Origin of the sequence: Streptomyces sp. NPDC102274 (assembly GCF_044766385.1) — a bacterium.
Lineage (GTDB): Bacteria > Actinomycetota > Actinomycetes > Streptomycetales > Streptomycetaceae > Streptomyces.
In genome coordinates, this window is the sequence record NZ_JBIWLW010000014.1 from 12,434 (window position 1) to 24,311 (window position 11,878).

An 11,878-nucleotide genomic window follows, 5' to 3' on the forward strand; every position below is an offset into this window, starting at 1 on the left:
GGTGGCTCTCGGTGCGTTATACGCGGGTAAACCTCCGCGACTACAGCGGCGATCCCCCGTGCTGTGCGGTTGGATGAAAGCACCCGCGCCAACAAGGCCAGTATGACGTAGGTCACAGTGCCATTCGGAATGGGATCGTCCGTCTTCTGACATGTGTCACAAGTCGATATGACGTCCGTCATCCGAGGCCATGACAGTTCTCATCGGGGTGGACGTCATTCATCGGGGACGATTTCGCCCATGGATGCCAATGGAGCAGAAAATGTGATCGAGGTCACAGATCTTTGGCGGCGATATGGGCCCGATGACAAGCGTGGCTTCGCCGCCGTTCGGGGCGTCAACTTCTCAGTTCCGAACGGCGAAATCTTCGCTCTGCTCGGGACAAACGGCGCAGGAAAGACCTCTACGGTCGAACTCCTCGAAGGGCTCGCCCGCCCCACCGGTGGCAGTATTCGCCTTTTCGGCGCGCACGATCCCTTTACCGACAGGAAGCACACCCGGCCGCGGACGGGTGTCATGCTCCAGCACGGCGGATTCGCCACCGACCTCACGGTCGACGAGACGGTCCGTATGTGGGCATCCGTCACCACCGACCCGCGCCCCGTCGCGGAGGCCACCGAGATGGTGGGGCTCGGGCACCGCGTCGACGTCACCGTCAAGAGCCTGTCGGGCGGCGAGAAAAGGCGCCTCGACCTCGCCATGGCCACCCTCGGCCGGCCCGATCTCCTCTTCCTGGACGAGCCGACGACCGGAATGGACCCGGAGGGCCGCCACGACACCTGGCGGATCATCGAGCGGCTCAACAACGACGGCGCCACCATCGTCCTGACCACGCACTACCTGGAAGAGGCCGAAGGGCTCGCCGACCATCTGGCCATCATGCACCAGGGCGAGATCGCGGCATCCGGAACGGTGCCCGAGATCGTCGCCGCCCACCCCTCGACCCTCAGCTTCCGCCTCCCGCCGGGGCTCGGCACCGACGATCTCCCCTCGACGGACGATCTGCGGGCCACCGTCACCGCCGGCAAGGACGGCCGGATGGAGCTGTCCACCGAGGACCTCCAGCACACCACGACCGAAGTCCTGTTCTGGGCCCGCCACAAGGGCATCGACCTGAAGGAACTCGACGCCAGCTCCGCCTCCTTGGAGGAGGCGTTCCTGCGCGTCGCCCGGACCGCCACGAGGGGCACCGAATGAGTACCGCCGTCGCACATCTCACCGCGCTCAGCCGGGTCGAGCTGAGCCTCTTCGCCCGGAGCAAGACCAACCTGTTCAACGTGCTGGTCATCCCCGTCCTGATCACCATGGGCACGACCACCTTCATGGACCAGTACGACCTGGCGGGCGCGGGCCTCGCCATGGGCCAGGTGATGATCTCCACCTCCGCCGGCATCGTCCTGGTGATGGCCCTGTACGCGCCGCTGACCGGCGTCTACGTGCTGCGCCGCGAGGACCACCTCCTCAAGCGGCTGCGCACCGGAGAGGTCCACGACAGCGTCATCCTGGCCAGTCCGGCCGTCCCCATGATCGTGGTGGCCGTCGTCCAGTTCGTCGTGATCGCCGCGGCGGTCTCGGTCATCGCCGGTCTCGGCGCACCCGCCGCGCCGCATCTGGCACTCCTCGGCATCGTGCTGGGCGCCCTCCTGATCACCGCCGCGGCCGCGCTCAGCACCGCCGTGGCGCGCACCGCGGAGAGCGCCCAGGGAGTCAGCACGATGGGCTTCCTCTTCCTCCTGCTGACTTCGGGCACCCTTATTCCCATGGGTGTTCTGCCGGACATTTTCGGAGACGTCCTCGGGTACTTCCCGCTCACACCCGCTATCAGCCTGGTCCAGTCAGGCTGGACCGGAGAAGATGCGGGACTGGGCTCCACACTCATCAGGGTCGCGACGATCGCCGCCTGGACCGCCTTGGCGGCCTGGGGCGTCCGGCGCTGGTTCCGGTGGGAGCCCAGAGACTGACAGCATGTCCAACGGGGAAGAGGAAGCGAAATGGGGACCTCGCTGCACCGGACCAACGTGCACAAGGCCACGGTCTACACACGTTGGATGCTCTGTTCCATGCCCTGGCTCCTGCTCGCTTCCCTCCTCTGGCCGTTACTGGCACAACTGCAGCGCGGCGGTGCGCCGACCTCGGCCGTGGGCCTGGCGGCCGCGCTCACAACCATCCAGGGGATCGGCGCGACCACGGCCGTGGCCTACGGCATCGGACGGCACGTCCTCCCGATACCGCTGCTGCTCGGGATCGCGGCGCTCACCGTCGTCCAACTCGCGCTGATGCCCTACCTGTACGACTCGGAATGGCTGACCGGAACGCAGTCGATCGCCACGCTGTCGGTCGTCCTGGCGCTGCCGCTCGCCTTCGCCCTGTCGCCCACGGCCGATCTGCGCCTCTACGCGGGCGCCGCGCTCGCCGAGACCGCCGCCGCCGCGATCGTGAGTCTCTCTCTCGATCCGCGGATGGCCCTGCCCGTCGTGACCGTCACCGCGACCGGATGGGCGGTCATCGGCCTTCTCATGCACTCCTCCGTGTGGTTCCTGGCCGTCATGTGGCAGCTGGACGCGGCCCGGGAATCACAGGCCCGGCTGGTGGTGGCGGAGGAGCGGCTCCGGTTCGCCCGCGATCTCCACGATGTGATCGGGCGGAACCTGTCCGTCATCGCGCTCAAGGGCGAACTGGCCGCCCGGCTCACCCAGCACCCCAAGGCGCAGGCGGAGATGGTCGAGGTACAGCGCCTCGCGCGTGAACTGCACAAGGAGATCAGGGACGTCGTACGGAACTACCGCACCACCGACCTGGAAGCCGAACTCGACGGCGCCCGCGCGGTCCTGGAAGCGGCCGGCACGACCTGCGTCATCCAACACGCCCCGCCGGCGGGCGGCTTCGGGGAGAAGACCCAGATCGCGCTGGGATGGGCCGTCAGAGAGGCCGTCACCAACGTACTGCGGCACTCCCACGCCACCCACTGCACCATCACCGTGGACCGCAGCGACGGAGCGGGAACCCAGCTCCAGGTGACCAACGACGGTGCCACGCCCGGCAGCGGTTCCGGGCAGGGGACCGGGCTGGACGGGCTGACGCAGCGGCTCACGCCCCTCGGCGGCGACCTCTGCCACGGCTTCGGGCCGAAGAACACCTATCGCCTCACTGTGCACATACCGAACGGGGAATCGTAATGATCCGGGTCCTCCTCGCCGATGACGAACACCTCATCCGCGGCGCGCTGGCCGCACTGCTGACCTTCGAACGCGACCTGGAGGTCGTCGCCGAAGCCTCGACCGGCCCGGAGGCCGTGGCCATGGCCCGCCATCACAAACCCGATGTCGCCGTGCTCGACCTCCAGATGCCCGGCAAGGACGGCATCACCGTCGCGGAAGATCTCAGCCGCAGCCTGCCCGGCTGTCAGACACTGATCGTCACCAGCCACGGTCTGCCCGGCCATCTCAAGCGCGCGCTGGCCTCCGGGGTGCAGGGCTTCGTCTCCAAGACCGTCTCCGCGCAGGAACTCGCCTCGATCATCCGCAGCGTCCACGGCGGCAGCCGCTACATCGACTCCACCCTGGCCGCCGACGCCATCAGCGCCGGTGACTCGCCGCTGACCTCGCGGGAAGCCGATCTGCTCACGCTGGCCGCGGACGGCGCGCCGATCGAGGACATAGCGGAACGGGCGGCGCTGGCACAGGGGACCGTACGCAACTACCTGTCGGCGGTGACCACCAAGCTGGGGGTGGAGAACCGGCACGCGGCCGCGTATCTGGCGCAGCGGCGCGGCTGGATCTGAGCGAGCGGTACGGGCCCGCTTCGAGCGAGCGGTACGGGCCCGCTTCGCGGGCGGTACGGCCCGCCGACGGGCCCACCCGTCTCCGTTCGTCGGTCGTCGGAGTTCGTCCGGCGTACGGAGGCGGTCGCGCGCCGCTCGGGCACACGACCGCCGGGGAGTACGGGACGGCGCGGTCGTGTCAGCCGGTCGCCGTGACCGCCACGATCGCCGTCGTGGCGACCATCGCCGTCAGCGCTGTCTCCGCCGCGTCGATGATGCTCCGGATGGCGGGCGACGACCACTGGCCCTGGGCGATCTCCGCCATCCGCGACTCGACCGCGCGCGCGTTGCCGTCCGGGAACGCCAGCTTGTGCAGCTTCGCGCCGTGGAGCAGGGCCACCAGCCCGGCCGTACGGTCGTCGGGGGTCCCGCCCCGGAGCACCACCTCGTCGAGCCGCTCCCGTACCGACGCCTCGGCCGAGCCGTCCACCTCCGGATAGCGGCGCACGGGGAAGAGCCCGAGCACCTTCTTGGTCTCCTTGCGGACCAGGCCCTTCTCCACGAGACCGTCCGTCGCGCCGGACATCGCCGGCTTCCTCAGATGGTGCATCCAGTCCTTGACCTTGCCGGGCTTGTCGTACCCGGCGATGTCGGCGAGCGCGGCATCGAGGCCGGGCACACCGAGCGGCGCGGGATCGCGGACGGAGACCACCTCGTCGGTCACCTCGATCCGCTCGGCCAGCGCGAGATCCACGAGGGACGCCGCCGCGATCGCCCAGGCGACCTTCGCCGGCTCCTTCTCGTAACCCCAGGTGTCGTCCAACGACAGCAGTAAGAGCTCTTCGCCCAGCGTGGTTTCCATATCTGTTGCCTCTCCGGGCGCCGTGGGGGGTAAACGCGTTCAGCGAACGGGCCGCGCCACCCGTCGATCCGGCCCGGCCGACTCCGTCAGCGATACGCCGGCCGACGGGGTGTTGGACGCCTTCACGAGATAGTGCGGGCGCCGCTTCACCTCGTAATAGATGCGCCCGATGTACTCGCCGACGATCCCGATCATCGATATCTGCGCCCCGGCCAGCGCGGTGATGACCACCAGGAGCGTCGCGTATCCCGGGGTGTCGACGCCTCGCGTCAGAACTCCGCCCACGATCCACACGGCGTACGCGGCGGCGATCACCATCAGGGTGACACCGAGATGGACGGCGGCGCGCAGGGGTTTGTTGTTGAAGGAGAGCAGCCCGTCCAGACCGTAGTTGACGAGTTTGCCGAAGCTCCATTTGCTGGTGCCCTCCTCGCGTACGGCGTTCTCGTAATTGAACGTCGTGCTGGGAAAGCCCACCCACGCGAAGAGGCCCTTGGAGAAACGGTTGTACTCGGTGAGGGCCGTGACGGAGTCCGCCGCCCGGCGCGAGAGCAGCCGGAAATCCCCCACCCCGTCCACGATCTCCACATCCATGAAGCGGTTGATGAGCCAGTAGTAGAGCCGCGCGGTGAGGGTTCTGGTGACCCGGTCCCCCTTCCGGGTGCGCCGGGCGATGACTTGGTCGTATCCCTCAAGGTGCAGTTCCACCATGCGCGGAATGAGCTCCGGCGGATGCTGGAGGTCCGCGTCCATGATCACGAGCGCGTCACCGGCGGCGTGCTCCAGACCGGCGAGCATCGCGGCTTCCTTGCCGAAGTTGCGGCTGAAGGAGATATAGCGGACGCGCGGGTCCTGGTCGGCGAGTCGGCTGAGATGGAGCAGTGTTTCGTCACTGCTGCCGTCGTCCACGAAGACGAATTCGAACGACACGTCGAGGTCGGAGCCGCGGTTGAGCGCGGAGGTCTCTTCGGTGACGCGCTCGTGGAAACGGTCGATCACCGCTTCCTCGTTGTAGCACGGAACGACGACGGAGATCAGCATGGTGCTCCCTGACGGGTCTTTCGCCGCGACGACCGTGCCTGCCGGACGCTGTGGGCGATGAGGACGAGAAGGATGAGAAGGGAGGCTCCTCCGACCAGCGCGCCGATGCGCAGGCCCGGGGGCCGGAAGTCGCAGCGGACGGTGGTCGGGGCCGAGGAGCCGGCGAGCGGTACGGCGATGAGGCCGAGGTAGGAGTCCGCGGGCCGCTGCTCCGAGGCGCCTGCGGCGCACTGCCAGCCGGCGATACGCGGAACGGCGAGCACCGCGGTCCTCTTGGTGCCCGGGGGCAGTTCGGCCGTCACGGAGTGGCCGGAGACGTGGACCTCGGTGGCTCCGGTGGTCTTGAGACGCTCCACGGACTCGCTCAGGCGGCCGGTGTCCAGACAGCCGAGAGCACCGTCCTGGACGGTGCCGGCCTTGTCGGGGCTGAGTTCGACGGTGACGCGGCCGGAGGACGGGACGGTGCCGAGCGGCTGCACCGAGGCGATCTTGGTCACGGGGTTGTCGGCCCGGAACCGGCCCACGGGGGCAGCGGACTCGGCGCCCGAGGCCGCCGGGGAGGCCGTCGCGGACGCCGCGTCCATCAGGCGCGCGGTGCCCGAATAGTGCGGTGCCCACAGCTGCGCCTCGCTGCCCGCCGGACAGGACGCGGTGATCCGGGCGGTGTCACCGCCGCTCGTCGTGACGGGCTGGATCCGGGGCACCGTATAGACCTGGGCGCCGAGCAGCTTCTCCTGGTTACCGAAGGCCGAGGCCCCGAACCTCGGTACGGGACCGGCGGGGCGGACGGTGACCAGCGGCGGCACCTCCCGCCGTGTGACGAACGGAGCGCCGCCCCCCTGAGGGTTCCAGTTCTGGTGCGGGTCGGGAGGGGAATGCACCCGTGCGCCCACGGAGAAGAGGACGTCCGTGACCGGGTTGTCCAGGCTCTGCACCGACCGTCCCCGCGAGGTCCAGCCGCCGCCGAGCGCCGTGAGCGTACGGCTGAGCACATCGGCGGTCAGGCTGCTGTAGTACTGGGCGCCCTGGCCGCCGACGAGCAGCGGGTCGTTCCCGACGGTCTGCTCACGGCCCGGTTCGGTGCGGTAGCTCGGCCAGTCGTCCGCCTGCGCGACCGCGTCGCGCTGATCGCTCTGCCGCGCGCCCCAGGGCGCGTAGTCGTCCGCGTGAGCCAGCCTCAACCGGTCCGCGAGGGCCGCGGTCCCCGCGGACTGGCCCAGTTGGACGGTGATCAGCAGGGCCGCGCAGCAGGCGACGACCGCCCGTGGACGGCGCCGGCCGGCGGCCAGGAGGACCAGCACGACGGCCCCCGAGGCGGCGCCCACCAGCGCGATCGGGATCGACCACCAATACACCAGACCGCTGACGCTCGCACCGGCCACGATGAGCGCCAGCACTCCGCTCGCGGCCAGGAGCGGACGACGGCCGGGAACCCCGTGGGCGAACGAGCACCACGCGGCGATCACCAGCAGCCCGCACAGGACGAACACCTGCCGGAAGGCGCTCCCGTTGGGGGTGCTGAACGCGTTCCAGACCAGATGGGTGGGCCCCCACTGGAACGACACCGCCACCCCGACCACGAGCACCGTCAGCACCCGGCGCACCCGGCGCGGCACCGCCGGGTTGAACGGCAGGGTGAGGGCGAGCAGCAGCGCCGCGGTGTTCACGTAGACGCCCGGACTCCCGAAGCTGTACGTGGTGGGCAGCATTCGGGCGAACACGTCGGTCCAATGGGCCGAGGAGAACACCGTGGTCCGGCCCGGGTACGCGTGCCGCGTCCCGAGGTAGATGACGAACACCACCGGCGCGGCGAGGCCCATACCCAGCACGGTGGTCAGGGCGGCCCGCCGCAGCACGACGAGACGCTCCCGGACGGAGTGCGAGTCGGCCAGCAGCCGAGCGAGGAGCAGGAGTCCGGCTCCGAGCGTGGCCATGTACGCGGTGTAGAAGTTGGCGGTCCAGGCGACCGCGACCACCAGCACACCGAGCACCTGGCGACGGCCGGCCGTCGCCCACTCGCCCACCAGGCAGAGCAGCGGGAAGGCGATCAGCCCGTCCAGCCACATCGTGTTGTACACGCCGTCCGAGAGGGCCCACCCGCACAGGGAGTACGAGGCGCCCAGCGCCCCCGCGACCCACCAGCGCCCGGGGCGCAGCCGAAGCAGCAGCCAGGCCATCGCGGCACCGGCCGCGGCCAGTTTCGCGACGGTGATCACATAGACCGCGAGATCGATCTCGTCCCGTGGGAAGAGCGCGACCAGCGGGGCGAAGGGGCTGGTGAGGTACGTACCCAGATCGGGCAGCAGGCTGGAGCCGAAGCCGGACCGCCAATTGACGAACAGATCGCCGTCGGCCCTGCCGTGCAGCAGGTCCCACAGATAGGCGTGGTACGGAACGTACTGGTTGCCCAGATCGTTCACGCTGCGGGTCCGTGGGCCGAACGGAAAGACACGCGCGATCGCGTCACCGGCACACAGCGCCGTGGCAGTGATCAGGGCGGCCAGGCACGCGGCGCGGCTGATTGGTTTCACACTGAGCTCTGTCCCCTGAAACCATGGCGTTGCGGTGATATAGAGCACATACGACGTCAACACCGCGCCCGCGCCGCCACGCGTCCGGGAGTCCGAGGCCGATCCGCTGTCGGAATTCCCTGACGAGGGGTCATAATGGGACGCGTAGCCCTTCGTGCATCCCCCGTCGCGAAGGGCTACACCTCTTGGCCGCGGCCGGATCGCTGCCGCGCAGCCCCGCAGGACGCACCGGACCGGCAGCCGGCAACGGGCCTCGGAACAAGGGAGCTTCCCCGGGGCCCCCAGGGCGAACCGGGGAGCACTCCCCGCTTACTGGTTCCACGGTAACATCTGAATCGGGGAGCTCTCCACGCTTTCCTTGGAAGGGTGGTCATGGGAGACAGCGAGCGGAAACCGGCGGCGAAACCGGCGCCGCTGCGGCGCGACGCCCAGCGCAATCGGGAGTCGCTGATCGCCTCCGCCCGGGACGTCTTCGCCGAGCAGGGGCTCGACGCGTCGCTGGATGAGATCGCACGTCGCGCAGGCGTCGGCAACGCCACTCTCTACCGGCACTTCCCCGACCGGGCCGCGCTCATCGAGGCCGTCTTCCACGAGTCCCTCGGTGAGACGCAGCGCGCCGGTGAGGAGGCGCGGCTGAGTGACGACGCGTGGGCCGGGCTCACGACGTATCTCTCGTCGATCTTCGCGGGACTGGCCGCCGACCGCGGGGCCAACGACCTGATGACCACCGGCGTACGGGGCGTGCCCTCACTCGAAGCCCTCCATGCCGAGAACAGGGAGACCGTCGGTCTCCTTCTCGCGCGCGCCCAGCGGCAGGGGACGATGCGCCGCGACATCACCACCGAGGACCTGCTCTTCAGTCTGGCCGCGCTGGGCCGCGCCGTACCCGCCCTGACCACTACGGCCCCCGACGCCTGGCGCCGCTATCTCGCCCTTCTCCTCGACGGCCTGCGCGCGGAACCCGCCGTACCCGCCGTACCGCTTCCCGCACCACCCCTCACCCTCGACCAACTCGGCGGCGTCCTGCACGAACTGGGCCCGCACCGCGCCCGCTAGGGCGTGGCGGACGGGACGGACGAAACCGGACTGTCGGTCGCGTACTGCGCCGCCTGGATCTCGTACAGGCCGCGGAACACCTTCGGGCCGTCGACCTCGTCCGACAGCAGTTCCGCGAAGGTGCCGCTCTCCACGACCCGTCCCCGGTCCAGGACATGGATCAGATCCGCCGCCCGGACCGAGCCGAGCCGGTGCGTGATCAGGATGACCGTCTGGCCGGAGTCCGCCAGGCTGCGGATCTGCTCGAAGAGCTGCTGCTCCGCCTTGGCGTCGAGCGCCGAGGTCGGCTCGTCGACAATGAGGATCTGACCGGCGCGGTAGTGCGCGCGGCCGAGACCGATCCGTTGCCACTGCCCGCCGGACAGTTGGTGCCCGCCCTTGTACCCCCGGGCCAGCAGCGTCTTCCAGCCGCGCGGCAACTCGGCAATCAGCTCCTCGGCGCCCGCGTACCGTACGGCCTCGTCCAGCCGCTCCCGGCTGACCGGCGCGTCGGGCCGTCCGATGCTGACGTTCACCGTGGCGGTGAAGGGCCACCGGTAGAAGTCCTGGCCCACCACCGCGACCCGCGAGACCAGTTCCTGCCGGTCCGCCTCCGCCGCGTCGACCCCGTCCCACAGGATGCGGCCGGAGTCCGGCTGGTAGAGCCCGCACAACAGCTTGACCAGCGTGGACTTGCCGCTGCCGTTCTCCCCCACCAACGCGACGATCCGGCCGGCGGGGATGGTCAGACTGGCGCCGTCGAGAGCGCGCTTGTTGTCCTTGCCCTGGTAGGTGAAGACGACGTCCTCGAAGGTGATCTTCTCCGGCTTTTCGGGGAGCGGAAGCCCGCCGACCGGAATCCCGCGCTCGACGGCCTCCTCGCACAGCCGGTGCAGATCCCCGACGAACAGGCTCTCCTCATGCAAGTGGTTCACCTGGAGCACCAGATTCTCCAGGCTGGAGGAGCCGGTACGGATGGCGAGTACGGCGGTGCCGCCGACGGAGAGCGCCACCGCGCCGGTCCACAGCAGCCCGCCGAGCGTGGCGTACGCGGCGCCCGCCGCCAGCCCGGTCCATCCGGCGGCGATCAGCCCCGTACGGGCCGCGAGCCGGGCGAGCCTGCGCTGTTCCGCCTCCTGTGACCGCGACATCTCGCGGAAGTGGTGCAGCAGGAACGGTCCGACGTTGTGGACCCGTATCTCCGGCGCCGCCTCGGTGGAGATCAGCAGACGGCTGATCAGGCTCCCCGCCCGTGAGTGCTGCACCCACACCTGGAACGAGATGTAGCGGCGCCGCGCCATCGACAGGGCCGCCCAGGCGTTGGGCAGCGTCATCGCGATGAGCAGCGGCAGCAGCACGGGGTGCAGTACGGCGAGGACGCCGGCCGCGGCGATGAGCGACATCAGGGCGTTGAGGACGTTCTGGCAGTACTGCACCATCCGCCGGGCCGAACTGGCGCCGTACTGGGCGCTGTCGAGCAGCTTGTGGAACTCGTCGTCCTCGACCGCTTCCAGCTCGACGTTGGCGGTATGTGACAAGTACCGCTCGGTGGCGACCCGTTCGACCTTCGGCTCCAGCTGCCCCGTACCGGCCGTCGACAGGGCCCGCAGCACCGCGCCGGCCACCGCGGTCCCACCGGCGACGGCGAGCGCCGGGCCGGCGTGGGTGAGCCGCTCGGCGGTGGTGCCGTCGCCCAGGAGATGTCCGAGGACGCGGTTCACGGCGATCAGCCCGACCGCCTGGCTGACCCCCCGGCCGATCTCCGCGCAGGTCACCAGGCGCAGGGCGGTCCTGTCGGCCTCCCACGCCAGGCGGGCCGTCGTGGCGACCAGCCGTGGCAGCCGCGTAACCATGGACCGTAAGCTGAGCTGGAGGAAGGCGTCGTCATGTTTGTTCCAGCCCATGTCGTACCGCAGCGGCCCGCCGAACAGCATCTCCTCGGACTCGGACGACTCCACGCGGTCCGTGCCCGCCGTGCTTTCCGTGCCCGCCGTGCCCTCCGACTTGCTGGTGGTCTCACGGGTAGTGCGGGGTTTCCGTAGCAATGCCATGGCTGTTCGATGCCCAGGCCGAAGGGCGCTCACGGCAGCGAGCTCGGCGTGAACGGGGCACACCCGGCGCACATCCGGGGCCTGCGCGCCGGACCCACCCTGACGGGACGGTGGTGTCGTCGGCCCGCCCCGGCCGAGGCCGCGGCCGGGCGGTGTCAGTCCTCGGCGATCTGGCCCCGCACCACGACCACCGGGCACTTCGCGTGCTGCGTGACATGCAGGCTGACCGAGCCGAGCAGGGCCGCCTTGAAGCCGCTGTACCCACGGTCGCCGACGACCAGGAGGGAGGCGCCCTCGGCGCTGTCCAGCAGGACCTGCGCGGCGGGGCCGTTGACGACGCGGCGTTCGACCACGGCCGCGACATCCGCCTCCAGCGTCTTGTCCAGCGCCTCGTCCAGGATCTGCCAGGCCAGCTGCTCCGGTTCGAACTCCGGCGGCATTCCGGGCAGCATGCCCGCCCAGCCGGTGGCCGGGTACTCCCAGCCGATCACCGCGCCCACCTCGTCACCGGTCAGCTTCGCCTGCCGTACGGCCCAGCGCAGCGCCTTCAGTGAGGGCTCCGAGCCGTCGACGCCGACCACGATGGTGCCGCTCATGA

At 69.8% G+C, this 11,878-nt stretch carries 10 protein-coding genes; 5 read left to right on the forward strand and 5 right to left on the reverse strand.

Going from position 1 to position 11,878, the window contains the following annotated elements; genetic code table 11:
* Positions 1-240 precede the first annotated feature (240 nt).
* From ACIRQP_RS20035 to ACIRQP_RS20050, 4 genes are read left to right on the forward strand one after another with little or no spacing between them, the layout of a single operon-like run.
* A complete protein-coding gene (locus tag ACIRQP_RS20035; RefSeq protein WP_403891660.1) occupies positions 241-1,197 on the forward strand; it encodes an ABC transporter ATP-binding protein in 957 nt (318 codons plus the stop codon).
* Entirely contained in the window at positions 1,194-1,961 is a 768-nt protein-coding gene (locus ACIRQP_RS20040) for an ABC transporter permease (protein ID WP_403891663.1), read from the forward strand. The genes ACIRQP_RS20035 and ACIRQP_RS20040 overlap by 4 nt, the downstream gene beginning before the upstream one ends.
* Positions 1,962-1,991: 30 nt before the next feature.
* A complete protein-coding gene (locus tag ACIRQP_RS20045; RefSeq protein ID WP_403891666.1) occupies positions 1,992-3,176 on the forward strand; it encodes a sensor histidine kinase in 1,185 nt (394 codons plus the stop codon).
* Positions 3,176-3,781: a response regulator gene (locus tag ACIRQP_RS20050; RefSeq protein ID WP_383016219.1), complete on the forward strand. Its 606-nt coding sequence runs from the start codon at positions 3,176-3,178 to the stop codon at positions 3,779-3,781. Before ACIRQP_RS20045 ends, ACIRQP_RS20050 begins: the two co-directional genes overlap by 1 nt.
* Positions 3,782-3,959: 178 nt before the next feature.
* Here ACIRQP_RS20050 and ACIRQP_RS20055 read toward each other — a convergent pair whose 3' ends face one another.
* Genes ACIRQP_RS20055 through ACIRQP_RS20065 form a run of 3 tightly spaced genes read right to left on the reverse strand, consistent with a single transcriptional unit; the run spans position 3,960 to position 8,194 of the window.
* Positions 3,960-4,622: a GPP34 family phosphoprotein gene (locus ACIRQP_RS20055; RefSeq protein WP_403891670.1), complete on the reverse strand. Its 663-nt coding sequence runs from the start codon at positions 4,620-4,622 to the stop codon at positions 3,960-3,962.
* Between the two features lie 39 nt (positions 4,623-4,661).
* Entirely contained in the window at positions 4,662-5,663 is a 1,002-nt protein-coding gene (locus tag ACIRQP_RS20060) for a glycosyltransferase family 2 protein (protein ID WP_403891673.1), read from the reverse strand.
* Positions 5,657-8,194, reverse strand: coding sequence for a YfhO family protein (locus tag ACIRQP_RS20065; RefSeq protein ID WP_403891676.1), 2,538 nt, complete (start codon positions 8,192-8,194; stop codon positions 5,657-5,659). Before ACIRQP_RS20065 ends, ACIRQP_RS20060 begins: the two co-directional genes overlap by 7 nt.
* A 372-nt stretch (positions 8,195-8,566) precedes the next feature.
* On the opposite strand from ACIRQP_RS20065, the gene ACIRQP_RS20070 reads away from it, so the two are divergent.
* Complete coding sequence (locus tag ACIRQP_RS20070) at positions 8,567-9,250, forward strand: TetR/AcrR family transcriptional regulator (RefSeq protein ID WP_403891678.1); 684 nt, start codon at positions 8,567-8,569, stop codon at positions 9,248-9,250.
* Here ACIRQP_RS20070 and ACIRQP_RS20075 read toward each other — a convergent pair.
* Together ACIRQP_RS20075 and ACIRQP_RS20080 are read right to left on the reverse strand one after the other, a co-directional pair.
* Positions 9,247-11,163 carry an ABC transporter ATP-binding protein gene (locus ACIRQP_RS20075; protein WP_403892114.1) on the reverse strand — a complete coding sequence of 639 codons (1,917 nt, stop codon included), beginning with the start codon at positions 11,161-11,163 and terminating at the stop codon, positions 9,247-9,249. The genes ACIRQP_RS20070 and ACIRQP_RS20075 overlap by 4 nt on opposite strands.
* A 272-nt stretch (positions 11,164-11,435) precedes the next feature.
* On the reverse strand, positions 11,436-11,876 hold the full coding sequence (locus tag ACIRQP_RS20080; RefSeq protein ID WP_403891681.1) for a universal stress protein: 441 nt from the start codon (positions 11,874-11,876) through the stop codon (positions 11,436-11,438).
* Positions 11,877-11,878: the final 2 nt, after the last annotated feature.